We start from the raw sequence: 26496 nt of genomic DNA, 5'->3' as shown, positions 1-26496 counted from the left end.
ACGAGCGTACCGCTACTGCTCCGTTCGGACGCTGCGGGCTCCGAGGAGCGTTCCCCTGATCAGGTGGGCGCGCAGCCGCGGTGTCAGCCGCCCGAACAACGAGGACATGGCGGCCACCGATGCGGTGACGTCCTCGCGGGCGTCGAGATAGGCCCGGCGATGCGCCGGCGGGAGCGTGAAGAAGCGCTCGAAGAACGCCGGGACCTCGGCCGGCGGCATCGCCAGCAGCGTCTCCAGCCCGCGGCGGCGCAGGGCGTGGACGGTGATCGCGCCGGGGGAGCGGATGACGCGCCGGGCGGCGCGGGCGACCCCGATCGGCTCGGTGCCCCCGCGCAGCGCGTCGGCGAGCACGGTGGCCAGGCGCGGCGCCAGGCGCAGGGACGTCGCGAGGCTGAACCCCGACGCCGGGTGCACCAGCGGGTCGGCGGCACCGATCGCGACCACGCCCGACGGCGAGCGGTGCCGCGGCGAGTCGACGGGGAAGCGCACCTTCTCGACGTCGGCGGGCTCGTCGGGGATCTCCGTCTCGGCGAGGCCCGCGGCGCGCAGCCGGGCCCGCAGCCGCGCGCGCAGCTCGGGCATCGGCAGCCCGGGGCGGCGGGCGAGGGAGGTCTCCTCGAGCAGCACGCGCTCGTCGTCGAGGGGGACGGCGTAGAGGAAGGTCGGCCATCCCGGGCGGCCGTGGGCGGGGCGCCAGTCCATGAACAGCAGCCGGTCGCCGCTGACGCGGGCGGCCACCTCGCGCGGCACGACGACGCCGAACGCGGTCTGCTCCGCGCGCGGCGGCCCGGCGTCGAGCTCGCGAGCGGTGCCGCGGCGGCCCAGGGCCTGGCGGGCGCCGGTGGCGTCGACGACGACGCGGGCGGTGACGCTCGTGCCGTCGTCGAGCAGGACCGCGGGGTGCCGCCCCGGCCCGGCGGGCACCGCGCCGACGCCCCGCCCGCGGCGCACGGCGACGGCCGGGTCGGTGAGGTGCGCCTGGAGCGCGGCGGTGTCGAGCACGACGTACTCGTCGTCGAGCTCGTGGGTGCGCTGGGCGATCGCCACCCCCCGCCCGCGCGCGGCGACGACCTCACCGGGCAGGTCGTCGGGCAGCTCGTGGGACCAGGCGCCGTAGGTGTGGGTCCACGGGCGGTGCGGCCTGGGGTCGACGACAAGGGTGCGCAGGTCGCGCGCGGCGCAGGCGCGGGCCAGCGACCGGCCGGCGGGACCGGCCCCGGCCACGACCACGTCGGCGACCGGCACGGCCGCGCCGGGGCTCACCGGTCGCGGTCCCGCTCCGGCGCCTGGTCCGACGCCTGGCCCGACGCCTGGCCCGACGGCTGGTCCGTTTCGGCCCGGGTCATCTCCTCGAGCGCCGCGCGATCGGCCTTCGCCTGCGCGTTCCACCGCCGCATCTCCGGCGGGTAGCCGGTGACCGTGACGTCGTGGCACGCGACCTTCACCGAGCGCGCCAGCTTCTCGGCGGCCTTGGGCGTGCCGACGCGCCGGCGGGTCCACTCGCCGTCGAAGGCCACGGCGACGACGGTCGTGTCGGTGGCCGTGGTCTCGGGCTCGACGTAGAACGCGACGCCCTCGCGGCTGCGGGCGAAGGCCCGGAGGTGCTCCAGATCGGCGCCCGTCGCCTCGCGGTCGAGCACCTGGCGCTGCCCTCCCGCCCCGACACCGCTCCCGCCGCCGCCGCGGCGCCACCTGCTGAACAGCCCCATGTGACCTCCCTCCCGATCACCACCCATTGTGCCCGTCCGGGTCTGTGGTGGCCGTTTACGTGCTCCCGGTCGCGAGCAGGCCGCCGTCGACGCGCACAGTCTCACCGGTGATCCACGCGGCGGCGTCGGAGGCGAGGAAGCCGACGAGGGCGGCGACGTCGCCGGTCGTGCCGAGGCGTCGCATCGGGTAGCGGGCGGCGATCTCCTCCTCCTGGCCGGACCACAGCGCCTCGGCCATCCGCGTCCTGACCAGCGCGGGCGCCACGGCGTTGACGCGGATCGACGGCCCGAGCTCCCACGCCAGCTCCTCGGTGAGGCGGATCAGCGCCGCCTTGGACGCCCCGTACGCGCCGATCACCCCGCTGGACCGGAAGCCGCCGACCGACGCCATGTTGACCACCACGCCCCCGTGCTCGCCCATCCACGCCCGGTGGGCCTCCTGCACGAAGCCGAGGGCGGCGACGACGTTGACGTCGAAGATCTTCGAGACCGCGCCCAGGTCGGCCTCCACGAGCGGGCCGTACTGCGGGTTGGTGGCGGCGTTGTTGACCAGCACGTCGAGGGACCCGAACCGCTCGACGGCGGCGTCGACCGCCCGCGCCCGGGCCGCCGGGTCGCCGGAGTTGCCCGCGACCGCGAGGACCCGGTCCGGTGCGTCGAGGTCGGCGACCGCCTCGTCGAGCTGCCCCTGCTTGCGGGCGGTGAGGGTGACGCTCGCGCCGCGTTCGAGCAGGTGGCGCGCGACGCCGAGGCCGATGCCCCGGCTGGCGCCCGTGACCAGCGCGGAGCGCCCGGCGAGATCCTGCGGGGGGACAGTGGCGTCGGTCATGGGCGCACCCTAGAGCCGGATCCGGGTGCGGGCGCCGCCTACACTGGGAGGGTCAGCGGCGCCGTGCTCCCCGTCGGCGCCCGCACCGATCCCCGTCGTCCGAGGACCTCTCCGTGATCACCGCGACCGATCTCGAGCTGCGCGCCGGCTCCCGCGTCCTGCTCGCGGGGGCGACGCTGCGCGTCCAGCCGGGCGACCGGATCGGGCTGGTCGGGCGCAACGGGGCGGGCAAGACGACGACGTTGCGGTCCCTGGCCGGGGTCGGCGAGCCCTACGGCGGCGTCATCCGGTCGACGGGCCCGGTCGGCTACCTGCCCCAGGACCCGCGGGAGGGCGACCTCACCGTCCTCGCGCGCGACCGGGTGCTCTCGGCGCGCGGTCTCGACGAGTTGCTGCGCGAGATGGAGAAGACCCAGACCGCGATGGCCGAGCTCGCCGACGACGCGGCGCGGGACAGGGCCGTCGCGCGCTACGGGCGTCTCGAGGAGCGCTTCGCCGACCTCGGCGGCTACGCCGCGGAGAGCGAGGCCGGCCGCATCTGCTCGAACCTCGGCCTGCCCGACCGGGTGCTGGGCCAGCCGCTGCAGACGCTCTCGGGCGGCCAGCGCCGGCGCGTCGAGCTCGCGCGGATCCTGTTCGCGGCCAGCGGCGACGCCGGGGGCAACGCGGGGACCACGCTGCTGCTCGACGAGCCGACCAACCACCTCGACGCGGACTCCGTCGGCTGGCTGCGCTCGTTCCTGCAGGCCCACGAGGGCGGGCTGGTGGTGATCAGCCACGACACCGAGCTCATCGACGACGTGGTGAACAAGGTGTGGTTCCTCGACGCCACCCGCGGCGAGCTCGACGTCTACAACATGGGCTGGAAGAAGTACCAGCAGGCGCGCGCCGACGACGAGGCCCGCCGGCGCCGCGAGCGCGCCAACGCCGAGAAGAAGGCGGGCGCCCTGCAGGCCCAGGCCGCGAAGATGGGCGCCAAGGCGACGAAGGCGGTCGCGGCCAAGCAGATGGCGCGCCGCGCGCAGGCCATGCTCGACGGGCTCGACGAGGAGCGGACCGACGACAAGGTCGCCCACATCCGGTTCCCGTCGCCGGCCGCGTGCGGGCGAGTGCCGATGACCGCCGAGGGGCTGTCGAAGACCTACGGCTCGCTCGAGGTGTTCACCGGCGTGGACCTCGCGGTCGACCGCGGGTCGCGGGTGGTGATCCTCGGGCTCAACGGCGCGGGCAAGACGACGCTGCTGCGCATCCTCGCCGGCGCGGAGACCCCGGACACCGGGGAGGTGCTGGCGGGCCACGGCCTGCGCACCGGCTACTTCGCCCAGGAGCACGACACGCTCGACATGGACCGCTCGGTCTGGGAGAACGCGCGCAGTGCGGCGCCGGACACCGGCGAGCAGCAGCTGCGCACGCTGCTCGGTGCGTTCATGTTCAGCGGCGAGCAGCTCTCCCAGCCGGCCGGGACGCTCTCCGGGGGCGAGCGCACCCGCCTCGCACTGGCCGGGCTGGTCTCGAGCGCGGCCAACGTGCTGCTGCTCGACGAGCCGACCAACAACCTCGACCCGGCCAGCCGGGAGAAGGTGCTCGACGCGCTGCGGCGCTTCGAGGGCGCGGTCGTGCTCGTCACCCACGACCCGGGGGCGGTCGAGGCCCTCGAGCCGGAGCGCGTGATCCTGCTGCCCGACGGCACCGAGGACCACTTCTCCGCCGAGCACCTGGAACTCGTCGAGCTCGCCTGACCAGCCCGCTGTGCAGGGAGTTCGTGCAGGTCCCGAAGGTTCAGACGAACGGACGTCGATCACTCCGATCGGCCGAACCGCTTACCGATCACGACAATTGTGCCGTGGCGCACACCTCGCTCGCCGATCATCATGGTTCGACCGGACCTGCGGTCGGACGAGGGGTGAGATCGAGATGGCCGATCTGAAGAAGGGTGCTCGGATCACCGGCACCCAGCGCGACAAGCTCGCCACGGATCTGAAGAAGAAGTACGAGAAGGGCGCGAGCATCCGCTCGCTGGCCGAGTCCACCGGCCGCTCCTACGGATTCGTGCACCGCGTGCTCTCCGAGTCGGGGGTCACCCTGCGCGGGCGCGGCGGCGCCACGCGGACGAAGAAGAAGTAGCGCGTCCGGGCCGTCCCCCGGGGTACCCGCTCGCCGGGAGGACCCGGCGGACCACCACCCGCCGGCCCGCGCCGCGTCCGTCCGCTTGACCTCGACGATGGTCGAGGTCGCACGCTCGCGTGGTACTCGGTCCTCACGAGCGACGGGAGCCCGCGGTGGACGGTTGGTCGTTGATGATGTCCGCCGCCCGGGCGGACGCCGTGCCCCGGTCGGTGCCGAAGGGGACGCTGCCGCGGATCTGGCGGTTCGCCGCGCGCCACCACCGGATGCTCGCGGTCTTCCTGCTGCTGGCCACCGCCTCGGCGGTGATCGGCGTGGCCACGCCCGTGCTCGCGGGGCGGGTCGTCACGGCCATCACCGGCCGCTCGGAGGCGTCGGTCGTCATCACGCTGGCGCTCGTCATCGCCGGCCTCGCCGTGGTCGACGCCGGGCTGACGCTGGTGGAGCGGTGGCTGTCGTCGCGGATCGGTGAGGGCCTGATCTACGACCTGCGCCTCGCGGTGTTCGGCCACGTCCAGCGCATGCCGCTGGCGTTCTTCACGCGCACGCGCACCGGGTCGCTGGTCAGTCGGCTCAACAACGACGTCATCGGGGCCCAGCGCGCGTTCACCTCGACGCTGTCGGGCCTCGTCACCAACGTCATCCAGCTCGTGCTCGCCGTCGTCGTCATGCTGGCGCTGGCGTGGCAGGTGACGCTGCTGGCGCTGGTCCTGCTGCCGGTCTTCCTGCTGCCCGCCCGCCGGATGGGGCGGCGCATCGCCGCGCTGCAGCGCGAGTCGGCCGACCTCAACGCGGCGATGACCGGCCAGATGACCGAGCGCTTCTCCGCCGGCGGCGCGACCCTGGTGAAGCTCTTCGGGCGCCCCGAGGCGGAGGCGGCCGAGTTCGGCGACCGCGCCGACCGGGTCCGCGACGTCGGGGTCCGCACCGCCATGGTCAGCCGCGTCTTCCTGACCTGCCTCACCCTCGTCGCTGCGCTGGCCCAGGCGCTCGTCTACGGCCTCGGTGGCTGGCTCGCGGTCACCGGGCAGCTCGACGCCGGCACCGTCGTCAGCCTCGCCCTGCTGCTCACCCGCCTCTACTCCCCGTTGACGGCGCTCTCGACCGCCCGCGTCGACGTCATGAGCGCGCTGGTGAGCTTCGAGCGCGTCTTCGAGGTGCTCGACCTGCAGCCGGCCCTCACCGAGCCCGAGCACCCCACGGCCCTGCCCGCCGGCCCGCTCGGGGTCGCCGCGCGCGGGGTGCGGTTCACCTACCCGTCGGCGTCGTCGGTGTCCCTGGCCTCGCTCGAGGAGGTCACCCGGCTCGACGACCGGCGCGGCCAGGAGGTCCTGCACGGCGTCGACCTGGAGGTGGCGCCCGGGGGGATGCTGGCGCTCGTCGGGCCGTCGGGGGCCGGGAAGTCGACGATCGCGTCGCTGCTGCCGCGGCTCTACGACGTCGACGAGGGACAGATCACGATCGGCGGGGTCGACGTGCGCGACCTCTCCTTCGCCGACCTGCGCGGTGCCGTGGGGGTCGTCACCCAGGACGGACACCTCTTCCACGACACGGTGCGTGCCAACCTGCGCTACGCCGCGCCGGACGCCACCGACGAGGAGCTGCGCGCGGCGATGGTCCGGGCCCGTCTCGGGGACCTGCTCGACGAGCTGCCCGCCGGGCTCGACACGGTGGTGGGGGAGCGGGGCCACCGCCTGTCCGGCGGCGAGCGCCAGCGCCTCACGATCGCGCGCCTGCTGCTGGCCTCCCCGCGGGTGGTGATCCTCGACGAGGCCACCGCCCACCTGGACTCGGAGTCGGAACAGGCGGTCCAGGAGGCGCTCACCGAGGCCCTCGTCGGGCGCACCTCGGTGGTCATCGCGCACCGCCTCTCGACCGTCCGCGCCGCGGACACGATCGCCGTGGTGGAGCACGGGCGCGTCGTCGAGCAGGGCACCCACACCACGCTGCTCGAGCGCGGCGGGCGATACGCGGACCTCTACCACACGCAGTTCGCCCCGCCCCGCGCCGTGGCCTGACCGATCACGCTGCGTGGTGCTGCGCATCCCGGACAACCCGGCCGCGGACCCCTGCGAGGGGCCCGGGCCGCGTGTAGCGTCGCCCGGTGTCCGTGTGCGTCCACCAGGCGGCGCCGGTGGGGATCGCCGGCGCCGGTCGATGAGGGAGGCCCCGTGCCGGCACCTTCCGTGCGCTCCAGCAGCGCCGACGGCGCGGCCACCCGCCACCGTGTCGCGATCGACCCGAACGGGCCCGTCCCCGACCGGGCGGCGGCCGAGGCGTACGTGGCGTCGGTGTGCTTCAAGCACGGGCCGCCGCGCCTGGTCGGCACCGAGCTCGAATGGCTCGTCCGCCACCACGACGACCCCACCCGCCCCGTCGACCCCGACCGGCTGGCCCGGGCCCTCGGACCCCACGCCCCGGCCACGCTCTCGCCCCACCCGCCGTCGAACGGCTCCGGCCCCGCCCCGCTGCCCGCGGGCGGTGTGATCACCGTCGAGCCCGGTGGCCAGGTGGAGATCGCCAGCCCGCCGCTGCCCGGCCTCGGCGCCCTCGTCCGCGCCGTGCGCGCCGACCACGCCACGCTGCGCGACCTGCTCGCCACCGAGGGCCTCGTCACCGCCCCCCGCGCCGGGGACGCCCTGCGCCCGCCCCGCCGCGTGCTGCAGGTCCCGCGCTACGCGGCGATGGAGGCCACCTTCGACCGCATCGGCCCGCACGGGCGCACGATGATGTGCTCGACCACCGCGGTGCAGGTGTGCGTCGACGCCGGCGACGGCGAGGACGTCGCGCGTCGCTGGGCCGCGCTGCACGAGATCGGGCCCGTGCTGCTCGCGGCGTTCGCGAACTCCCCGGCGGTGCACGGACGTCGCACCGGCTGGAAGTCGTCGCGCTGGGCGGCCTGGATGGCCCTCGACCCGGAGCGGACCGGTCCGCCTCGCGTCCTCGGCCCCGACCCGGCGGCCGAGTACGCGCACCGGGCCCTCGACACCCGCCTGCTGTGCGTGCGCCGCGCGGGCACGAACGGCGACTCGTGGGCGGCACCCGACGCGACGTTCGCGCAGTGGGTCGAGGGCGAGCTCACCCCGCCGCCGACCAGCGCCGACCTCGACTACCACCTGACGACGCTCTTCCCGCCCGTGCGGCCGCAGGGCCACCTCGAGGTGCGCTACCTCGACCAGCAGGCCGGTGACGAGTGGGTCGTGCCGCTCGCGATCGTGGCCGCCCTGATGCACGACCCCGCCACGGTCGACCGGGCCCGCGCCGCCGCCGAGCCCGCGGTGGGCCGGTGGGCCGCCGCCGCCCGGCACGGCCTCGCCGACCGGGTGCTGCGCCGCGCCGCCGGCGACCTGTTCGAGCAGGCCCACCGCACCCTCGCCGGCCCCGCGTTCGCCGACCTGCCCCCCGACGTGCTCCAGCTCGTCGACCGCGTCATCGCCGACCGCGTCCTGCGCGGACGGTGCCCGGCCGACGAGCCGCTCGACACGGCCGAGACCTTCCTCCCGCCCGACCCCGTGCCGGTGATCCCGGAGGAGGTCGACGAACCGATCGTCCCGGACAGTCCGGACAACCCGGACGGCCCGGACAGCACCCGCACCCCCGACGGCACCCGACCCGGAGGTGAGCGCCCGTGACCGCCACGGATCCCGCACCCGACCGCACCGACCGCACCGACCGCACCGGGGCCCTGCGCCGCCGGCTGGCCGCCGAGCTGGGCGCGGCCCGGGCCCGCACCCGCGCGCTGACCCACGACGTCTTCGGCCCCGACGACCCCGACATGACGCGCCAGCACTCGCCGCTGATGTCGCCGTTCCACTGGGACGTGGCGCACATCGCGAACATGGAGGACTTCTGGCTGGTGCGGCGCGGGTCGCCCACGAGCGAGATCACCGAGGGCGTGCGCGAGGACGTCGACGGTCTCTACGACGCCTTCACCAACCCGCGGGCCGGCCGCCCGCAGCTCCCGCTGCTCGACCCGGCCGAGGCGCGGGTCTACGGCGACCGGGTGCGCGAGCGGGCGCTGGAGCACCTCGAGGCCGGCGCGTTCGACGAGCGCCGCACCCTCGCCGGCGGGTTCCTGTTCTCCATGATCGTGCAGCACGAGCAGCAGCACGTGGAGACGATGCTCGCCACCCACCAGCTGCGCGCCGGCGCACCGGTGCTGCACGCCGACCCGCCGCCACCCGCGGTGGTGCCCGGTCTCGCGGGCACCGAGGTGTTCCACCCGGGCGCGACGTTCCTCATGGGCACCTCCGACGAGCCGGCGGCGCTGGACAACGAGAAGCCGGCGCACCCCGTGACCGTCGGGGACTTCTGGCTCGACGCGGCGCCGGTGACCAACGCCGAGTACGCGCGCTTCGTCGACGACGGCGGCTACTCCCGACGCGAGCTGTGGTCCGAGGCCGGCTGGGAGCACATCCGGGCCGAGGGCTGGACCGCGCCGATGACGTGGGAGCACGAGGACGGGCGCTGGTACCGGACGTCGTTCGGGGTGCGCGAGGAGATCCCGGCCGACCAGCCCGTCCTGCACGTCAGCTTCCACGAGGCCGTGGCGTACGCGGCGTGGGCGGGCAGGCGCCTGCCCACCGAGGCCGAGTGGGAGCTCGCCGCGCGCTACGACCACGAGTCCGGCACCACCCGCCGCTTCCCCTGGGGCGACGAGGACCCGACGCCCGAGCGCGCGAACCTCGACCAGCGCCACCTGCAGCCCGCACCCGTCGGCGCCTACCCGGCCGGCGCGTCACCGCTCGGCGTGCACCAGCTCGTCGGCGACGTGTGGGAGTGGTGCGACTCGGGGTTCTCCGGTTACCCGGGCTTCGAGCCGTTCCCGTACAAGGAGTACTCCGAGGTGTTCTTCGGCGGCGACTTCCGCATGCTGCGCGGGTCGTCGTTCGGCGTCGGGACCCCGAACGCGCGCACGACCTTCCGCAACTGGGACCTGCCGATCCGGCGGCAGATCTTCTCGGGCTTCCGCTGCGCGCGGGACGCCTGACCCACCGTGTGCCGCCACCTGGCCCACGTGGGCCCGACGCCGGTGACGCTCGCGTCGCTGCTGACCGAGCCGCCCCACGCCCTGCTGGTCCAGAGCTACGCCCCCGCCGACATGCGCGGCGGCGGCACCGTCAACGCCGACGGGTTCGGCGTGGGCTGGTACGTGCGTGAGGAGCCGGCGCTGTACCGGCGCGACGACCCGATGTGGACCGACGCGTCGTTCCTCGACCTCGCCGGCGCGGTGGAGACCACCGCGCTCGTCGCGGCGGTGCGCTCGGCGACGGTCGGCATGCCCGTGTCGACCGCGGCGTGCGCCCCCTTCCGGGCGGACGGTCGGCTCTTCAGCCACAACGGCGTCGTGCGCGGCTGGCCGCACAGCATGGCCGACCTCGCCGCCACGCTGGCGCCGGTCGACCTGCTGACCCTCGACGCCGCCACCGACTCCGCCCTGCTCTGGGCCCTGGTCCGCGCCCGCCTCGCCGCCGGCAAGGACCCCGCCGACGCGCTGGCCGGCGTCGTCGCCGACACCCTCGCCGCCGCGCCCGGCTCGCGGCTGAACCTGCTGCTCGGCGACGGCGAGCAGATCGTCGCCACCGCCGTCGACCACGCGCTCTCGTACCGCACGCACCCCGACGGCGCGGTCACGGTCGCCTCCGAGCCCCTGGACCTCGACGACGCGTGGGTCCCGGTGCCCGACGGCTCCCTGGTCGTCGCCCGGCCGGGCGCGTCGCACGCTCCGCCCGCCGTGACCGTCTCGGCCCTGTAGCCCGATCGCCCGTTCCCGACGCCGTGAACGGCAGGCCCCGACCCGTGGGCGTGCCCCGACCCCAGGACGTGACCCGACACCGATGAGCCTGCCCGCGCTCGACGTACACCTCACCGAAGCCGACGCCGAGGCCGCCCTGCGGGCCGACGCGCGGCGGGGACTGACCTCGACCCCGAAGGTGCTCACCCCCCAGTGGCTCTACGACGCCCGGGGGAGCGAGCTGTTCGAGCAGATCACCGCGCTGCCGGAGTACTACCCCTTCACCGCCGAGCACGAGGCCCTCACCGCGCACGCCGACACCATCGCCCGCGCCGCGGACGCGGACACCCTCGTCGAGCTGGGGTCGGGGTCGTCGTCGAAGACGCCGGTGCTGCTCGACGCCCTCCAGCGCGCGGGCACCCTGCGGCGCTACGTGCCGGTCGACGTGTCGCCGGCGGCGCTCGAGGAGGCGGTGCCGGGGCTGATCGCGGCCTACCCGGGCCTCGACGTGCACGGCGTCGTCGCCGACTTCACCAGCGACCTGCGCAGCATCCCCCGTGACGGGCGGCGGCTCGTGGCCCTGCTCGGCGGCACGCTCGGCAACTTCGAGCCCCGGGACCGCCAGGCCTTCCTCGCCGCCCTCGCCGACGAGCTCGACCCGGGGGAGGCGTTCCTCGTCGGCACCGACCTCGCCAAGGACGAGGCGACGCTCGTGGCCGCCTACGACGACGCCGAGGGCGTGACGGCGGCGTTCGACCTCAACGTGCTCGCGGTGCTCAACCGCGTGCTGGGCGCGGACTTCGACCCGGACGGCTTCGAGCACCTCGCCGTCTGGGTGCCGCAGGCGAGCCGCATCGAGATGCGCCTGCGGGCCCGGCGGGCGATGCACGTCCGGGTGCCCGAGCTCGACCTCGAGGTCGACTTCGCCGCGGGCGAGGAGATGCGCACCGAGATCTCGACGAAGTTCACGCGCGCCGGCGTCCGCGGCGAGCTGGAGGCCGCCGGGTTCTCCCACGACGGGTGGTTCACCGACCCGCAGGGCCGCTTCGCCCTGTCGCTGGCCTGCCGTCGCTGACGCCGCGTCATTCCCGGTGCAGCCGGGCCAGCAGCCGCCACACCGGACGCTGCACGACCTCGGGGACGCCGGCCAGGGCGAACGGGAGGCCGTGGCGGACGTTGATCGCCGCGAGCTCGCGCAGCGGCGGCATCCGGCCGGCCCGGGCGAGCGCCCGGAACTGCTCCTCGAGCGGTCCGGCGGGCTCCTCGGTCGCGCGGATGCGGGCGGGCTCGTCGAAGGGGTTGGCGAAGCCGTGCGCCACCGTCGGGGGGACGACGGCGGTCTCGCCGGGGTGCAGCACGCGGCTCTCCCGTCCGACCACCACGCGGAGGCGGCCCTCGAGCACCGTGAACGTCTCGGTCTGGATCCGGTGGCGGTGCCGCGGTGGCCCCGCGAGGCCGGGCGGGAGCACCCCCTCGATCTCGAAGGTGCCGCCACCGTCGCGGCCCGACCGCAGGATCGTCACGGTCTCGCCGGTGGGCAGGTGGAGCACGGGGTGATCGCTCATCGTGGGTCCTCTCATCGTGGGTCCTCCGAGACCGTCAGCCGGCGCCAGAGGGCGACGAACACCAGCCCCGCGGTGACGGCGCTCCCGACGAGGCGCACCCCGTGCCCGGCGACGAACTCGGCAGCGACCTCCCGCAGGTACGCGGGTGGGTGCGCCCCGAGCGGGTCGACGAACAGGATCTCGTTGCGGGGCCAGAAGAAGGCGGCCGAGAAGAGGAACTCGCCGACGACGAAGACCGTGGCCGCGGCGGCGGTCCACCGACGCAGGCGCGGCTCCCGCCAGGTGAGCACGGTCGCCGCGAGCAGCGTCAGGACCGTCGCGGCGCCCAGCGCGGGGTAGTAGTCGCTCGGCCCGGAGACGACGAGGAAGGCGCGGGCCCGCTCCAGCGACGCCGGGGCGTCGGCGAAGATGTTCGGGTAGAGGATCACGGTCTCGGCGGCGATGCCGCCGAACGAGATCATGGTCGTCCACACGGTCGCGGCGAGCACGGCCGTGGTGAGTGTGGCGCGGGACATCGCGGGGCCTCCTGGCGGTGCGGTTCGGTCGGCCCCGGACGCTAGGAGCGGGCCGTGCTCCGGTCTGCCGCGTCAGGGCGCGGGCCGGTGTCGCCTCTCGACGTAGGCCGTCGCCCGCGGCGTACGCCTCTCGACGGCGGTGCGCGGGCCGCCGCGGGCCTACGCTCCGGCAGGGTGCCGATCGCCCGCCCCACCCGCGTCGAGGCGCTGCTCGCCGTCGCGGTCGCCGCCCTCGTGGCGATCGCGGTGCTCACCGATCCCGGCCCGGCGAGCCGGATGGGGCTCGCCGCCGCGTTCGCCGCCGTGCTCGCGGGGTCGCTGCTGCTCGCCCGGCAGTGGCCGCTGCCGGTCCTCCTGGCGACGGCGGTGGCCCTCGCGGTGTACTACGTGCTCGACCTGCCCGCGATGGGGCTGGCGGCACCGGTGGCGCCCGCGCTCTACGTCGCCGCCGAGCGCGGGCGGGCCCTCGCGGCGGCGGCGATCGGAGCGGTGCTGCTCGCCGTCTCGGTCACGGCCCGCCTCGTCGAGGGCGACGACCTGGCCGTGGTGCTCGGCGCCGGCCTCGGTTCGGAGGCGGCGCTCGTGGCCGCGGCGGTCGCGCTCGGGGACGCGGTGCGCCACCGCCGCTCGCTGCGGGCGGAGTACGACCGGCGCGCCGCTGCCGCCGACGAGGAGCGCCGGCGTGTGGCCGCCGCGCAGGTCGAGGCCGAGCGGGTGCGCATCGCGCGGGAGCTGCACGACACGCTGGGCCACGCGATGGCGGTCGTCGCGGTGCAGTCCGCGGCGGCGCAGGAGGCGCTCGACGACGGCGACGGGCCCGCCGCCCGCACCGCCCTCGCCGCGATCCGGATCGCCGGCGCCGGGGGGATGACCGAGCTGCGCGCCACCGTCGGCACCCTGCGCCGGCAGGCGGAGCGCGGACCCGCGCCGGGACTCGACGGGCTCGCCGCGCTCGCCGAACGGGTCTCCGCCGGCGGCCTGCCGGTCGACCTGCACGTCGAGGGCGAGGTGGACGGCCTGCCCGTGGTCACCGGCGCCACCGCGTACCGCATCGTGCAGGAGGCGCTGACCAACACCCTGCGGCACGCCGACGCCGGCCGGGCCACCGTCACGGTGTGCGCCCACGCCGCCGGGCTCACCCTGGACGTCGTCGACGACGGGCGCGGGCCCGCGCCGGGGCCGGCGGGCGCCCGGCACGGGCTGCGGGGCATGACCGAGCGCGTAGAGCTGCTCGGGGGCACCCTCGACGCCGGCACGACGCGGGACGGCGGCTACCGCGTCCACGCCCACCTCCCGGTGCACCGGAGCCGGCCGTGAGCGAGGTGCGGGTGGTGCTCGTGGACGACCAGCACCTCGTGCGCACCGGCCTGCGGGCCCTGCTCGAGCGCGCGCCCGACCTCGCGGTCGTCGGGGAGGCCGGGGACGGCGCGGCGGGGCTGGCCGTCGTGCGGACCGAGCGGCCGGACGTGGTGCTCATGGACGTCCGCATGCCCGGCACCGACGGTCTGCGGGCCACCCGCGCGATCGTGGCCGATCCGGCCCTCGCCGGCGTGCACGTGGTCGTGCTGACCACTTTCGACGACGACGAGTACCTCTTCGACGCGATCCGCGCGGGCGCGGCAGGCTTCCTGCTCAAGGACACCGGGCCCGAGGCCCTGCGGGAGGCCGTGCGCACGGTCGCGCGTGGCGACGCGCTGCTCTCCCCGTCCGTGACCCGCCGGGTGCTCGCCGCCGCGGCCCGGACGTCGGACACGGACACGGGCCGGGTCGCCGGGCTCACCCCTCGGGAGCGGGACGTGCTGGCGCAGGTCGGTACCGGACGGTCGAACGCCGAGATCGGTGCCGTGCTGCACCTGAGCCCCGACACGGCGCGGACGTACGTCAGCCGGCTGCTGGCCAAGCTCGGGGCCCGGGACCGGGCCCAACTGGTGGTCGCGGCCTACGAGAGCGGGCTGGTCCGGCCCGGGGACCGCTGAGCCGGCCCGTCGCCGAGCGCGGCCACCGAGGACACGGTCCACGACGGCGGGGAACCGTGGGACGCGGTGGGGCCGGCCGGGCTCCGCGGCGACATGGCCGAGAGCGGTGCGAGCGACGCCGGCCGCGCTGGCGGCGCATCGGGGCTCTCGGGGGCCTCGTGGTGCTCGCCGGGGTCGGGCGCGGTGGGGTCGGGCGCGGTGGGGTCGGGCGCGGTGGGGTCGGACGCGGTGGGGTCGGCGGGGTCGGGGGAGGCGGGCGCGGTCGGCTCGACCTCCCAGCGGCCGTTCACCGGGCGACGCTGGAGGGTCGGACCCGCGGTGAGGGCCTCGGCCTCGACCTGGCGCAGGCGGCGGTGGGCCCGCTCGACGTGGCGGGCGGTGCCTCGGACGACGACCGCCACCACCAGCCGGTCGCCGTGCGGGTCGGGCACGGCGTGCAGGAGGTGGTGGCGACCGTCGCCGGTGTCGACGGTGAGCTCGGCGCGGGGCCCGGTGGGGTCGGCCGTGCCGAGGGCGTCCGCCGCGCGGACGAGGTCGGCGTGGCCCGCCCCGAGGAGCTCGAGGTCGGCGAGGGAGGGGTCGTCGGCGTAGCCGTCGAGGATGAGGCCGCTCCCGACGTCGACGAGGGTGGCGGCGACGATGCGGCGGTCGTCGAGCAGCGGGCGGAGCACCGCCGACAGCCCGTCCGACCGCACGCACGTCAGGTGGCGGTGCCGGCCCACCCTCGCCGCTCCTCTCGACCGCCCGGCGTCAGCGCCGGCCGACCTGCTGGTAGTAGCCCTGGTCCTGCTGCGGCACGGCCGGCGCCTGCGACGGGTCGTCGAGGTAGAAGCGCTGACCGATGATCTTCAGGTCGCGGCGCGCCATGGCGAGGTTCGCCTGCTGGCGGTTGAGCACCAGGTAGAAGAACATCTTGTCGTCCGGGTTGCCGTAGATCGGCCGGATGAGGTGGTACTGGGTGTCGAGGGTGATGAGGATGTCCTCGATCGTCTCGCGCAGGCCCAGCTTCTGCATGACGTCGAACTTCGCGCGGACGACCTCGCTGTTGCCGGGCGCGGCGACGTCGAGGTCGAACTCGGCGCTGCCGCCCCGCGAGCCGAGGGTCATGCCGCTGTCGTAGTCGACGATGGCCACGGCGAATGCGCCCTTGATGTTGGCGGCCGCGTTGAGGGCGTACTCGATGTCACTCATGGATTCCTCCGTGTCGGGGTCGCTCCGGGGGAGCGGGTCGTGGTCGTCTCGGGGGTGGAGCCGGCGAGCGCCGCCTGGGGGCGGCCCAGGCGGAGCAGGCCGGCGAGGACCCGGCGCAGGGTCTCGGGGTCGGTGCGCCAGCGTTGGCCGAGCACGCCGGCCGAGTCCCGCGGCGGGGACGGGCCCGCGTCGGCGTCGGTGGCGACGGGGGCCGGGTTGTGGACCGCGGCGGGCAGCGACGCCCCCGGCGGTCGGCGGGGTGCCGGCAGGGCCACGGCGGCCGGTGGTGTCGGTGCTGTGGCGGGTGCTGCGGCGGGTGCTGTGGCGGTTGCTGTGGTGGGTGTTGTGGTGGGTGTTGTGGTGGGTGTTGTGGTGGGTGCTGTGGCGGGTGCTGTGGTGGGTGCTGCCGCCGGGCTGGCCGGAGTCGCCGGGGCGAACAGCGCCGCGGACGCGGTGGGGCGTGCCGGCGGCGCGGCCGTGGGTGCGGACGGTGCGGACGGTGCGGACGGCCTCGCCGGCGACGGTGCCGCCGTCGCGCACGGGGCCGAGCGCGGGGCCGAGGCCGGGGGCAGGGCGGCCGGGGCCGTGGACGACGCCGGCACGGGCGCGGTCCGCGACCGGTCCGCGGGGATCCCGACCGGCCGGGCCGGGGCGGACCTCGTCGCGGGAGCGGGAGACGCGGGAACAGTGGGCACGGTGGGCACGGTGGGCACCGTGCGAGCCGTGGACGCCGTGGAAGCACTGGGCACGGCGGACGTCGTCACGGCCGCGAGGCGCCGGCGGGCGACGGCGAGGTTGCCCTCGTCGCGCCGGACCCGCAGGTAGATCCAGGTGCCGCCGACGGCGCGCAGCAGGTGGTAGGCCGCGTCGGTGGTGACGATGAGGTCGTCGACGGCGAGATCCCGCTCCGTCGCGACGGCCGCGGCGCGCCGGCCCCACGCGAGGACCGCGGGGGCGGTCCCCTCGTCGGTGCCGATCTCGGCGACGACGCGTCGCTCGGAGGACTCCGCGTCGAGGGCGAGTGCCTGGGCCAGGCCCGGCAGGTCACCGAGGGACTCGAGCAGGGCGGGCTGCGGTGTGGCGGCGGCCGGGGTCGGTGGGGTCCCGGGTGCAGCCCCTGCCGGGGCCGAGCGCGTTGCCGCCGTGATCACGAAATCCTCTCGCTGCCAGCTCGATGACATCACGAGCCTAGGCGCGGTGGTCACGCTGAGCAATTGGCCGTTCGGGTAGAGATGACTGTCCGGGTGACGCAGCGAATCGTCCGGTGGCTGATTGATTACTCTACGCCGAACGGCCCTGCGCTCTCCGCTCGTGCTCTGTTCGTGGTGCGGACCTGCTCCGAACGGGGCGAGTCGCGCGTCACGCCGACGCGCGCGGCACGAGGCGCGACCACAGCCCGCCGCGGCGATCGCCGGGTGCGGGCACGGCCTCGCCCGCGGCGGACGCGCACGACGGGCAGCGCGAGGCCGGGGGAGAGGAGAGCGAGGAGGCCCAGACGGTGGCCTCGCAGAGCGCCTCGAACCGCCCGTCGCCGCCCTGGGCGGCGAGGAACGCGGCATCCGAGACGGCGTGGTCGGCGCCGTCGACCGCGCAGGTCAGCCACATGAGACGGCCCCCGGACGGGCGCCTCACGACGCGAGACCGGCGACGTCGTCGGGACCCAGCAGGTCGTCGTAGGCACCGTGCTTGATGTCGGCGAGGAACGCGCTCATCTCCGCGACGGAGAAGACGAGGGCCGGACCCTCGGGGTGGCGGGAGTTGCGCACCGCCACCCGGTGCGCGGGCACCGGCGCGAGCTCGACGCAGTTGCCCTGCTTGCCCGAGCGGGCGCTCTTGCGCCACGTCACGTCGGGCAGGCCGTCCTGTGCGTTCGGCACCTGGCCCATGCGACCGCCTCAGTCATGTGCACGTGCATCCGACAGTGCACCGACCCTAGCAACCGCGGGGATCCTCTGCACGGCACGCAGCAGGCCGGACGCCCGCACGGGCCAGCGGCGGCTCAGCGCTCGGCGGCGAGCTTCGTGAGGTACTGCCGCGTCTCGTCGGGCGTCAGCGCGTCGACGGCCACCCGGTCCATGACCCGGCTGTAGGCCTCCACCTCGGGCCGCTTGTCCAGGTACACCGCCGCGGTGAGGTGCTCCTGGTAGACGAGGTCGGGCAGCTCGGGCTCGGCGAAGCGCAGGATCGAGAACGTGCTCTCGGCGGCGTAGCCGCTCAGCGTGAAGGGCAGCACCTGGATGACGACGTTCGGCAGCGTCGAGAGCTCGAGCAGGCGCTCGACCTGGGCGACCAGCGTGTCGTGGCCGCCGATCGGCCGGTGCAGCACCGACTCGTCGACGATCGCCCACACCGTCGGGGCGTCGCGGCGCCCGAGCATCTGCTGACGGCGCATGCGCACGGTGAGCCGGCGCTCGTCGTCGGAACCGGCCCGGTCCGGGTGGCCCGAGGTGATGACCGCCCGCGCGTAGTCCTCGGTCTGGAGCAGGCCGGGGACGAACAGCAGCTCGTAGGTCTGGATGCGCGAGGCGCTCATCTCCAGGCCGACGTAGTCCTCGAACCAGTCGGGCAGGACGTCGCCGTAGGGCTGCCACCAGCCCGGCTCGTTGCTGCGCCGGGTCATGTCGAGGAGCAGCTCGCGCTCGTCGGCGTCGGTGACGCCGTACATCGTCAACAGATCGGCGACGTCGCGCTCCTTGAAGCCGACCTTGCCGGCCTCGAGGCGACTCATCTTGGAGTCCGACCCGCGGATCGACCACGCGGCGTCGGACCGGACCACGCCGGCGCGCTCGCGCAGGCGTCGCAGCTGGGCGCCCAGGATGATGCGGCGTGCGGTGGGGCCGGCGCCCCCGGGTCCGCCGTCAGCCCCGGTCTGCTCCCGCTCGGCCACCCGCGCGCTCCCCGCTCGTCCCTCGCGGCGACCGCTCCTCGCCCCCCGGCCCGCCGCGCCGAGCCCGAGACGTTACACGTCGCCGCACGCGGTTGTCCGCTGATCGACCCGCGACCGGCCGCGCGGCATTACCCTCCTAGGGTGAGCGACCGTCCGTGACGTACCTCCCCGATGGGACCCCGATGACCGCTGCGCACTCCTCCTCCCGCACGGGGTCCGCACCCGCCTACATCGATACGACCAGGGCGAGCATCGCGCGGGTCTACGACACGGCGCTCGGCGGCAAGGACAACTACCCCGCCGACCGCGAGGTCGTCGAGAAGCTCAAGCAGGTCGCCCCGGAGATCGAGCAGTTCACGGTCGACCACCGCGCGTTCCTCGTGCGCGCCGTGCGCTTCCTCGCCGGCCAGGCGGGGATCGACCAGTTCCTCGACCTCGGCTCGGGCCTGCCGACCGCGGAGAACACCCACCAGGCCGCCCAGCGCCTCAACGCCGAGGCCCGGGTGGTCTACGTCGACAACGACCCCACGGTGGTCGCGCACGGGCGGGCGCTGCTGGAGGAGAACGACCGGACGTTCTTCTCGCCGGGCGACCTCACGCACCCGCAGGAGGTGCTGGAGGACCCGGTGGTGACGCGCAACCTCGACTTCGAGCGGCCGATCGCGCTGCTGCAGCTGGGCACGCTGCACCACTACGACGAGTCCGAGCTGTCGTGCGCGGAGATCATGAAGCAGTACGTCGACGCCCTGCCGTCGGGCTCGTACGTCGCGCTGAGCCACTTCCTCGACCCGCAGGACGAGGACAGCGTCGTCGCCCGGCGCATGGAGGACGTCTTCCTGCACAGCCCGCTGGGCACCGGCCGGTTCCGCACGCGCGACCAGGTCCTCGCGATGATGCCGGGCCTCGAGCTCGTCGATCCCGGGCTGGAGCTGTGCGTGCTGTGGTGGCCGGACGGCCCGATGCTGCGCCCGCTGGTGCCGGCGCAGCGGTGCCTCGCCGGTGTGGTGGGTCGCAAGCCCTGAGCCGCGGGTGAGCACGGCCGACCGGGAGCGCTGGGACGCCCGCTTCGCCGACCTCGGGCCGACGGAGCCGGTCGAGCCCGGCCCGCCGACGGCCCTCGCCGGCCGGGAGGAGCTCGTGCCCACGGCGGGCCGGGCCCTCGACGTCGCGTGCGGGCGCGGCGCCGTCGCCGTGTGGCTCGCGCGCCGCGGCCTGGACGTCGACGCCGTCGACGTGTCGCCGGTGGCCCTGACGGCCGGGCGGGCCCTGGCGGGCGAGGTCCACTGGGTCGAGGCCGACCTCGACGAGGGGCTGCCGGTGAGCGGCCCCTACGACGTGGTGGTCTGCCAGCGCTTCCGCGACCCCGCGCTCCACCCCGCCCTCGTCGACGCGCTCGCCCCGGGCGGGCTGCTGGTGGTGACGGTGCTGACCGGCGAGGGTCCTTTTCGCGCCCCGCCGGGCGAGCTGCTCGCGGCCCTCGGCCACCTCGAGGTCCTCCACCACGAGCAGGGGCACCGCGAGGAGAGCCTCGTGGCCCGCCGCCCGCTCACGCCGGCGGCCGCCAGTCCAGGATCCCGTCGAGACCCCGGACGGTGACCGCGGTCGGGACCAGGCGCCCGACACCGTCGCGCACCCCCGTCGGGACGCGACCCCGGAGGCCGGCGACGCGGCCGGCGAGCCGGGACATCCGCGTCAGGCGCGCGGTGCGCGGCCGGCGCAGGCGGTCGTGGCGGCGCAGGCCCTCGTCGACGTCGCCGCTCGCGAGGCAGCGGCCCAGCGTGGCGGCGTCCTCGAGCGCGAGGCAGGCGCCCTGGCCCAGGTTCGGCGTCATCGCGTGGGCGGCGTCGCCGACGAGCACGGTCCGCCCGGCCACCGTGCGCCGCAGCGGCGGGAGCCAGCGCAGCTCGGTGACCAGCGCCGACGCCGGGTCGGCGCGGGCGAGCAGCGCCGGGATCGGGTCGTGCCAGCCCGCGAGGCGCCGGCGCAGGGCGTCGAGGTCGGACGCGGCGGGCTCACCGGCCGGCACCACCGCCCACAGGTGGACGCGGCCGTCACCGTGCGGGGCGAGGCCGGCGTAGGCCCCGACGCCCCAGGTCTCGCCGCCGGCGCGGGGCGGGTCGCCGTCCGGGACCGCCGCGACGCGCCAGGCCACGGTGCCCGTCGACCGGGGCTCCGCCTCGGGGGCGACGAGTGCGCGGGTCGACGAGCCGATCCCGTCGGCGCCGACGAGGAGGTCGGCGGTGGCCCCGGGAGGTTCCGGCCCGGCCGGGTCGACCGTCTCGCCGGTGCGGACCGCGTCGTCGGGCAGGGCGTCGACCAGGACCCGGAGGAGGTCCGCGCGGTCGAGCACGAGGATGCCGTCGCCGTGGCGGCGCGCGAGGACGGCGTTGTCGGTGCGGGCGAGCCAGCGGCCGCGCCGGTCGCGGATGCCGCCCGCCTCGTGCGCGTGCCCGACCGCCCGCACGGCGTCGCCGACCCCGAGCGCGTCGAGCGCCCGCAGCGCGTTGGGCCACAGCGAGATGCCCGCGCCCTCGTCCCAGGGCGCCGCCCGACGCTCCCGGACCTCGACCTCCCAGCCCGCCCCGCGCAGGGCGATCGCCGTCGCGAGCCCGCCGATCCCCGCACCCACGACCAGTGCCCGTCCCGCCACGCGACCGGGGTGCCCCGCCGGGCCGGGTCCGACGACGGGCGCACGAGTGGTCGGTGTCGAGGATGGTGCTGGCGGTGCGCGGGGGTCGATACTCGAGCGACCGGTCCGCAGGGCCGACCGGGTGACACGGACGAGGAGGCGCCGGGCGTGGGTCAGCTGTTCATCGACGGAGCGTGGACGTCGGCGGTCGACGGGGGACGCCGGGAGATCCGGTCTCCCGCCGACGGGTCGCTGGTCGCGGAGGTCGACGAGGCCGGGGCGAAGGACACCGAGCTCGCGATCGCGGCGGCGCGGCGGTCGTTCGACGACGGCCGGTGGGCGTCGGTGCCGGCGGCCGAGCGCGGGGGGCTGCTGCTGCGGGTCGCCGACCTGCTCCAGCGCGACAAGGCCCGCCTCGCCCGGGCCGAGACCGACGACACCGGCAAGCGGATCGCCGAGTCCGAGATCGACATGGACGACATCACGAACTGCTTCCGCTGGTTCGGCCACCTCGCCGCCAGCGACGACGGGCGGCTCGTCGAGACCGGCATCGCGACCGCCCGCAGCAAGGTCGTCCACGAGCCCGTCGGCGTCTGCGGGCTCATCACGCCCTGGAACTACCCCTTGCTGCAGACCGCCTGGAAGGTCGCGCCGGCGCTGGGGGCGGGGTGCTCGTTCGTCCTCAAGCCCAGCGAGCTCACGCCGCACACCGCGATCATCCTCGTGGAGCTGCTCACCGAGGCCGGCGTGCCCGACGGCGTCGCCAACCTCGTGCTCGGTGCCGGGGCGACGGCCGGTGCGCCGCTGTCGACCGACCCGCGCGTCGACATGGTCAGCTTCACCGGCGGCCTGGCCACCGGCCGCACGATCATGGCGTCGGCCGCGGCGACGGTGAAGAAGGTGGCGCTCGAGCTCGGCGGCAAGAACCCGTTCGTCCTGTTCGCCGACGCCGACCACGAGACCGCCGTGGACAACGCCCTGACCGCGATCTTCCTGCACTCCGGGCAGGTGTGCTCCGCCGGGGCGCGGCTGGTCGTCGAGGAGTCCGCGCACGACCGGATCGTCGACGACCTCGTCGAGCGGGCCCGGCGGATCCGCCTCGGCGGTCCCGACGAGCCCGGGACCGAGACGGGCCCGCTGATCTCCGCGGCCCACCGCGAGAAGGTCGAGCGCTACGTCGCCGCCGGGGTCGCCGAGGGCGCGGTGCTGCGCTGCGGCGGCGAGCGGCCCACCGACGAGCGCCTGGCGAACGGCTACTACTACCCCCCGACGATCCTCGACCGCTGCACCCAGGACATGTCCGTGGTGCACGACGAGTCGTTCGGTCCGGTGCTCACCGTCGAGACGTTCACCGACCTCGACGACGCCGTGCGCATCGCCAACGACACCTCCTACGGCCTGGCGGGCGCGGTGTTCTCGTCCGACCACGGGACGTGCGAGGAGGTCGCCGCGCGCCTGCGCCACGGCACCGTCTGGATCAACGACTTCGGCCCGTACGTCCCCGCCGCGGAGTGGGGCGGTTTCGGCCACTCGGGCGTGGGCCGCGAGCTCGGCCGCGCCGGCCTCGCGGAGTACCAGGAGCCCAAGCACGTCTGGACCAACACCCGCCCGGGGCCGACGGGGTGGTTCCCGTCCTCGACCAGCCGTTCCACCCCGGGGAGCGGATCGTGACCGGCCCCAGCAGCACGCCCAGCACCCCTCGGACGGAGGCCCCATGAGCAGCCCGCAGACGTCGGGACGCGAGTTCGACTACGTCGTCGTCGGCGGCGGGACCGCCGGCTCCGCGGTGGCCGCACGGCTCTCGGAGGACCCGGACGTCTCGGTCCTCCTCGTCGAGGCGGGCCCGTCGGACGTCGGCGACCCGGCCATCCTCGACCTCTCCCGCTGGATGGAGCTGCTCGAGTCCGGCTACGACTGGGACTACCCCATCGAGCCGCAGGAGTTCGGCAACTCCTACATGCGCCACGCGCGGGCCAAGGTGCTCGGCGGCTGCTCGTCCCACAACTCGGCGATCGCCTTCTGGGCGCCGCGCGAGAACCTCGACGACTGGGAGGCCCAGGGCTGTACCGGCTGGGGCGCCGACGAGAGCTACGCCTTCTACCGCAAGCTCGAGACCGCCCTCGACGGCGCCGACCAGGCCGAGCCGCCGGGCCGGGGGACCGACGGGCCGGTGACCATCCGGTCGATCGCGCCGAAGGACCCGTGCGGGCGGGCGCTGCTCGAGGCCTGCGAGCAGGTCGGGCTGCCGGTCACGCCGTTCAACACCGGGCGCACGGTGCTGCGCGGCGCCAACTGGTTCCAGGTCAACGCCAACCCCGACGGCACGCGCAGCTCGGCGTCGGCGGCCTACCTGCACCCGGTGATGGCGCAGCGGAAGAACCTCGAGGTCTGGACGGGATACCGCGCCGAGCGCCTGACGTTCGACGACTCCGGCCCCCGTCCGCGCGCCACCGGCGTCGCCCTGCGCACGCCGGACACGCGCTGGACGATCGAGGTCAGCGCGCGTCGCGAGACGATCCTGGCGGCCGGGGCCATCGACGGCCCGAAGCTGCTGATGCTCTCGGGCATCGGACCGGCCGAGCACCTGCGCTCGGTGGGCGTCGAGGTGCGCGTCGACGCCCCGGGCGTGGGGGAGAACCTGCAGGACCACCCCGAGGGCCTGGTCCAGTGGGAGGCGCTCCAGCCGATGCCGACCGAGTCGGTGCAGTGGTGGGAGATCGGCATCTTCGCCGGCGCCGAGGGCCGCACGACCCCGGACCTGATGTTCCACTACGGGTCGGTGCCGTTCGACCTCAACCTCGTCCGCTACGGCTATCCGAGCAGCGACAACACGTTCTGCCTCACCCCGAACGTCACCGGCGCCCAGTCGACGGGCACCGTCCGCCTGCGGACCCGCGACTTCCGCGACAAGCCGGCCGTCGACCCGCGGTACTTCACCCACGAGCACGACCGCGAGGTGATGATCCGCGGCGTGCGGGTGGCCCGCGAGATCGCCGCGGCGCCGGCGCTGCAGGACTGGGTGGGCAAGGAGCAGGCCCCGGGCGACGCGGCGCAGACCGACGAAGAGATCTTCGACTACATCACGAAGACCCACAACACCGTCTACCACCCGTCGTGCACCGCGAAGATGGGCCCCGACTCCGACCCGATGGCCCCGGTCGACCCGCAGCTGCGCGTCCGCGGCGTCGACGGCCTGCGCGTCGCCGACGGCTCGATCATGCCGGACCTGATCACCGTCAACCCGTGCATCACCACGATGATGATCGGCGAGCGCTGCGCCGACTTCATCAGGAACCCCCGCTGACGCCCTCGGTGGCGGGACCCGCGGTGACCGCGGATCCCGCCACCGAGGTGGGCCGCGCATGATCTCGGCACTGTCCGGGGCATCCCGGGCGCCATGGCCGACTCGCCGGGCACCGTGATCCTCGACGTCGACGGGACCCTCGTCGACACCAACTACCACCACGCCCTCGCGTGGTACCGGGCCTTCCGTCGCTTCGACGTGACCGTGCCCGTGTGGACGATCCACCGGCACATCGGCATGGGTGGCGACCAGCTCGTGGGCGCCGTCGCCGGCGACGACGTCGAGCGCGCGCACGGCGACGACATCCGCGCGGCGTGGACCGAGCAGGCGGACGCGATGCTCGACGAGATCAGCGCCCTCCCGGGTGCCCACGAGCTGCTCGAGGCGGTGCGCGGCGCGGGGTTCGGGCTGGTGATGGCGAGCTCGGGCAAGCCGCACCACGTCGAGCGCTACGCGGAGCTGATCCGGGCCGGCGACCTCGCCGACGCCTGGGTGAGCTCCGGCGACGTCGAGCAGACCAAGCCCGCGCCGGACCTGCTGCAGGTCGCCATGCAGCGCATCGGCGCGCGGGCCGCGATCGTCGTCGGCGACTCCGTCTGGGACTGCCGCGCGGCCGCGCGCCTGGGCCTGCCGTCGGTGGCGGTGCGCACCGGCGGGTTCTCGAACGAGGAGCTGCGCGAGGCGGGCGCGACGTCGGTGTACGCGTCGGTCGACGAGCTGACCCGGGACGTCGCCGGGCTCGAGCCGCGCGTGGCGACCCCTCCGCAGTGACCGGGTGCCGAGCGAAGGGCACCTTCGCGCGATCTTGTCGAGCGTGGGTGCCCTTCGCCGGTCCCGAGCTGGGCGGAGGGGCCCTTCGGTCAGCTCGGATGCGACCGAGGGCGCCCGTCGCTCGAGACCTCGCGGCGGATCACGACGCCGCGCGCTCGTCGTCGCGCGTCCACTCGCCGCGGTTGGCGGCGCCCGTGACGCGCACGCGCTCGGCGAACGCGTCCTGGGCGGCGGCGACGTTCTCCTCCGCGCCGGCCCACACCGACATCGGTCGCCCCTGCAGCGCCCGGGCGTAGGAGAAGCTCACCGTCCACGGCTGCGGGCCGCGGCGGGCGATCGCGTCCAGGTTGGCGTTGGCCTGCGCGTCGGCCTGCCCGCCCGAGAGGAACACGATGCCCGGCACGGCCGACGGGACGGTCCGGTGCAGCACCTCCAGCGTGCGGTCGGCGACCTCGTCGGGCCCGGCCTGGTCGCTGCCCCCGTAGCCCGAGACCACCATGTTGGTCTTCACGAGCACGCCCTCGAGCGCCACGCGCTGGCGGCGCAGCGCCTCGACCGTCGCGGCGAGGACCTCCTCGGTGACCGCGGCCGAGCGGTCGATCCCGTGCTCGCCGTCCATGATCGACTCGGGTTCGACGATCGGCACCAGGCCCGCCTCCTGGGCCAGGGCCGCGTACCGCGCCTGGCCGGCGGCGTTGAGCTCGATCGCCGTCGCGCTCGGCAGCGTCTCCGACACGTTGATCACCGAGCGCCACTTCGCGAACCGCAGGCCCTTCTCGGCGTACTCGGCGAAGCGCTCGCGCAGCCCGTCCAGCCCCTCGGTGACCTTCTCCCCGGGGAAGCCCGCGAGGTCCTTGGCGCCCGCGTCGACCTTGATGCCCGGCACGATCCCGCGCCGGCGCAGCAGGTCGACCATGCCGGTGCCGTCGAGGGCGTGCTGCCGCACGGTCTCGTCGTAGAGGATCACGCCGCCGAGGCGCTGCTCGACGTCCTCGGTCGTGAACAGCAGGTCGCGGAAGCGGCGCCGGCTCTCCTCGGTCGACTCGACCCCGACGGCCTCGAGGCGCTTCGTGATCGTCCCGGTGCTCTCGTCGGCGGCGAGGATCCCCTTGCCGTCGGCGAGGATCTCGCGCGCGGTGTCCTGCAGTGTCGTCACGTCGCGCTCCTTCCGTCCTGCACAGGGTTGACCGCGACGGCGCGTCGCATGCTCGCCCACGACGCCAGCGAAAGTTAGGGTGACCTCACCTGGCGGTGGCGGAAGG

28 protein-coding genes are annotated in these 26496 nt (G+C 75.4%); 15 read left to right on the top strand and 13 right to left on the bottom strand.

Features of this window, described 5'->3' with window-relative positions; translation table 11 throughout:
* Positions 1–12 precede the first annotated feature (12 nt).
* The 3 genes from ACYX4T_RS05870 to ACYX4T_RS05860 are packed head-to-tail and all read right to left on the bottom strand — an operon-like array spanning position 13 to position 2538.
* On the bottom strand, positions 13–1263 hold the full coding sequence (locus ACYX4T_RS05870) for a lycopene cyclase family protein (protein ID WP_476013632.1): 1251 nt from the start codon (positions 1261–1263) through the stop codon (positions 13–15).
* Positions 1260–1709, bottom strand: coding sequence for a hypothetical protein (locus ACYX4T_RS05865; RefSeq protein ID WP_476013631.1), 450 nt, complete (start codon positions 1707–1709; stop codon positions 1260–1262). The genes ACYX4T_RS05870 and ACYX4T_RS05865 overlap by 4 nt, the downstream gene beginning before the upstream one ends.
* 55 nt (positions 1710–1764) lie before the next feature.
* The gene (locus tag ACYX4T_RS05860) at positions 1765–2538 is read right to left on the bottom strand and encodes an SDR family oxidoreductase (protein ID WP_476013630.1); all 774 of its coding nucleotides are present in this window, start codon (positions 2536–2538) and stop codon (positions 1765–1767) included.
* A 113-nt stretch (positions 2539–2651) separates the two neighbouring features.
* Here ACYX4T_RS05860 and ACYX4T_RS05855 point away from each other — a divergent pair, with 113 nt between their 5' ends.
* The 7 genes from ACYX4T_RS05855 (at position 2652) to egtD (ending at position 11471) form a co-directional block, all read left to right on the top strand.
* A complete protein-coding gene (locus ACYX4T_RS05855) occupies positions 2652–4277 on the top strand; it encodes an ABC-F family ATP-binding cassette domain-containing protein (protein WP_476013629.1) in 1626 nt (541 codons plus the stop codon).
* A 175-nt stretch (positions 4278–4452) separates the two neighbouring features.
* Complete coding sequence (locus ACYX4T_RS05850) at positions 4453–4662, top strand: helix-turn-helix domain-containing protein (RefSeq protein WP_116707459.1); 210 nt, start codon at positions 4453–4455, stop codon at positions 4660–4662.
* Between the two features lie 173 nt (positions 4663–4835).
* On the top strand, positions 4836–6680 hold the full coding sequence (locus ACYX4T_RS05845) for an ABC transporter ATP-binding protein (RefSeq protein WP_476015191.1): 1845 nt from the start codon (positions 4836–4838) through the stop codon (positions 6678–6680).
* 153 nt (positions 6681–6833) lie between these two features.
* Positions 6834–8294 (top strand): ergothioneine biosynthesis glutamate--cysteine ligase EgtA, encoded by a 1461-nt coding sequence (gene egtA, locus ACYX4T_RS05840; protein WP_476013628.1) that lies wholly within the window; start codon positions 6834–6836, stop codon positions 8292–8294.
* Positions 8291–9652 (top strand): ergothioneine biosynthesis protein EgtB, encoded by a 1362-nt coding sequence (egtB, locus tag ACYX4T_RS05835; RefSeq protein ID WP_476013627.1) that lies wholly within the window; start codon positions 8291–8293, stop codon positions 9650–9652. The genes egtA and egtB overlap by 4 nt, the downstream gene beginning before the upstream one ends.
* Positions 9653–9658: 6 nt before the next feature.
* On the top strand, positions 9659–10417 hold the full coding sequence (gene egtC, locus ACYX4T_RS05830) for an ergothioneine biosynthesis protein EgtC (RefSeq protein WP_476013626.1): 759 nt from the start codon (positions 9659–9661) through the stop codon (positions 10415–10417).
* Between the two features lie 82 nt (positions 10418–10499).
* Positions 10500–11471, top strand: coding sequence for an L-histidine N(alpha)-methyltransferase (gene egtD, locus ACYX4T_RS05825; RefSeq protein WP_476013625.1), 972 nt, complete (start codon positions 10500–10502; stop codon positions 11469–11471).
* Between the two features lie 7 nt (positions 11472–11478).
* On the opposite strand, the gene ACYX4T_RS05820 is transcribed toward egtD, so the two are convergent.
* Both ACYX4T_RS05820 and ACYX4T_RS05815 read right to left on the bottom strand, forming a co-directional pair.
* Positions 11479–11961 carry a cupin domain-containing protein gene (locus ACYX4T_RS05820; protein WP_476013624.1) on the bottom strand — a complete coding sequence of 161 codons (483 nt, stop codon included), beginning with the start codon at positions 11959–11961 and terminating at the stop codon, positions 11479–11481.
* An 11-nt stretch (positions 11962–11972) separates the two neighbouring features.
* The gene (locus ACYX4T_RS05815; protein WP_476013623.1) at positions 11973–12476 is read right to left on the bottom strand and encodes a DUF1772 domain-containing protein; all 504 of its coding nucleotides are present in this window, start codon (positions 12474–12476) and stop codon (positions 11973–11975) included.
* Between the two features lie 174 nt (positions 12477–12650).
* Between ACYX4T_RS05815 and ACYX4T_RS05810 the strand changes: the two genes are divergently transcribed.
* On the top strand, positions 12651–13793 hold the full coding sequence (locus tag ACYX4T_RS05810; RefSeq protein ID WP_476013622.1) for a sensor histidine kinase: 1143 nt from the start codon (positions 12651–12653) through the stop codon (positions 13791–13793).
* Positions 13790–14452 carry a response regulator transcription factor gene (locus ACYX4T_RS05805; protein WP_476013621.1) on the top strand — a complete coding sequence of 221 codons (663 nt, stop codon included), beginning with the start codon at positions 13790–13792 and terminating at the stop codon, positions 14450–14452. Before ACYX4T_RS05810 ends, ACYX4T_RS05805 begins: the two co-directional genes overlap by 4 nt.
* Here the strand turns inward: ACYX4T_RS05805 and ACYX4T_RS05800 are convergent.
* The 3 genes from ACYX4T_RS05800 to ACYX4T_RS05790 are packed head-to-tail and all read right to left on the bottom strand — an operon-like array spanning position 14416 to position 15918.
* On the bottom strand, positions 14416–15174 hold the full coding sequence (locus ACYX4T_RS05800; RefSeq protein ID WP_476013620.1) for a hypothetical protein: 759 nt from the start codon (positions 15172–15174) through the stop codon (positions 14416–14418). The two genes, ACYX4T_RS05805 and ACYX4T_RS05800, sit on opposite strands and share 37 nt — an antisense overlap.
* Positions 15175–15202: 28 nt before the next feature.
* The gene (locus tag ACYX4T_RS05795; RefSeq protein WP_274233727.1) at positions 15203–15643 is read right to left on the bottom strand and encodes a hypothetical protein; all 441 of its coding nucleotides are present in this window, start codon (positions 15641–15643) and stop codon (positions 15203–15205) included.
* Positions 15640–15918 (bottom strand): hypothetical protein, encoded by a 279-nt coding sequence (locus tag ACYX4T_RS05790; protein ID WP_476013619.1) that lies wholly within the window; start codon positions 15916–15918, stop codon positions 15640–15642. The genes ACYX4T_RS05795 and ACYX4T_RS05790 overlap by 4 nt, the downstream gene beginning before the upstream one ends.
* 121 nt (positions 15919–16039) lie before the next feature.
* On the opposite strand from ACYX4T_RS05790, the gene ACYX4T_RS05785 reads away from it, so the two are divergent.
* Positions 16040–16468, top strand: coding sequence for a hypothetical protein (locus ACYX4T_RS05785; RefSeq protein ID WP_476013618.1), 429 nt, complete (start codon positions 16040–16042; stop codon positions 16466–16468).
* Positions 16469–17002: 534 nt separating this feature from the next.
* Here the strand turns inward: ACYX4T_RS05785 and ACYX4T_RS05780 are convergent.
* From ACYX4T_RS05780 to ACYX4T_RS05770, 3 genes are all read right to left on the bottom strand, one after another.
* Positions 17003–17275 carry a hypothetical protein gene (locus tag ACYX4T_RS05780; protein WP_476013617.1) on the bottom strand — a complete coding sequence of 91 codons (273 nt, stop codon included), beginning with the start codon at positions 17273–17275 and terminating at the stop codon, positions 17003–17005.
* On the bottom strand, positions 17272–17520 hold the full coding sequence (locus ACYX4T_RS05775; RefSeq protein WP_476013616.1) for a DUF397 domain-containing protein: 249 nt from the start codon (positions 17518–17520) through the stop codon (positions 17272–17274). The genes ACYX4T_RS05780 and ACYX4T_RS05775 overlap by 4 nt, the downstream gene beginning before the upstream one ends.
* Positions 17521–17642: 122 nt before the next feature.
* Positions 17643–18530, bottom strand: a complete 888-nt coding sequence (locus ACYX4T_RS05770) for a helix-turn-helix domain-containing protein (RefSeq protein ID WP_476013615.1) — start codon at positions 18528–18530, stop codon at positions 17643–17645.
* Positions 18531–18712: 182 nt separating this feature from the next.
* Between ACYX4T_RS05770 and ACYX4T_RS05765 the strand changes: the two genes are divergently transcribed.
* Both ACYX4T_RS05765 and ACYX4T_RS05760 read left to right on the top strand, forming a co-directional pair.
* Positions 18713–19552: an SAM-dependent methyltransferase gene (locus tag ACYX4T_RS05765; protein WP_476013614.1), complete on the top strand. Its 840-nt coding sequence runs from the start codon at positions 18713–18715 to the stop codon at positions 19550–19552.
* A 7-nt stretch (positions 19553–19559) separates the two neighbouring features.
* A complete protein-coding gene (locus ACYX4T_RS05760) occupies positions 19560–20126 on the top strand; it encodes a class I SAM-dependent methyltransferase (RefSeq protein ID WP_476013613.1) in 567 nt (188 codons plus the stop codon).
* Here the strand turns inward: ACYX4T_RS05760 and ACYX4T_RS05755 are convergent.
* Positions 20077–21180, bottom strand: a complete 1104-nt coding sequence (locus ACYX4T_RS05755) for an FAD-dependent monooxygenase (RefSeq protein WP_476013612.1) — start codon at positions 21178–21180, stop codon at positions 20077–20079. The genes ACYX4T_RS05760 and ACYX4T_RS05755 overlap by 50 nt on opposite strands.
* Positions 21181–21327: 147 nt before the next feature.
* Here ACYX4T_RS05755 and ACYX4T_RS05750 point away from each other — a divergent pair, with 147 nt between their 5' ends.
* From ACYX4T_RS05750 to ACYX4T_RS05740, 3 genes are all read left to right on the top strand, one after another.
* Positions 21328–22830 (top strand): aldehyde dehydrogenase family protein, encoded by a 1503-nt coding sequence (locus ACYX4T_RS05750; protein WP_476013611.1) that lies wholly within the window; start codon positions 21328–21330, stop codon positions 22828–22830.
* Positions 22831–22873: 43 nt separating this feature from the next.
* On the top strand, positions 22874–24463 hold the full coding sequence (locus ACYX4T_RS05745; RefSeq protein WP_476013610.1) for a GMC family oxidoreductase: 1590 nt from the start codon (positions 22874–22876) through the stop codon (positions 24461–24463).
* Positions 24464–24556: 93 nt separating this feature from the next.
* The gene (locus ACYX4T_RS05740; RefSeq protein WP_476013609.1) at positions 24557–25234 is read left to right on the top strand and encodes an HAD family hydrolase; all 678 of its coding nucleotides are present in this window, start codon (positions 24557–24559) and stop codon (positions 25232–25234) included.
* Positions 25235–25373: 139 nt separating this feature from the next.
* Here ACYX4T_RS05740 and ACYX4T_RS05735 read toward each other — a convergent pair whose 3' ends face one another.
* Entirely contained in the window at positions 25374–26390 is a 1017-nt protein-coding gene (locus tag ACYX4T_RS05735) for a class I fructose-bisphosphate aldolase (protein ID WP_476013608.1), read from the bottom strand.
* Positions 26391–26496: the final 106 nt, after the last annotated feature.

The sequence above is a fragment of the Actinomycetospora sp. ABD4_176 genome (assembly GCF_056311855.1).
The sequence above is the reverse complement of the archived record's forward strand: the minus strand, read 5'-3'. Positions and strand labels throughout refer to the sequence as shown.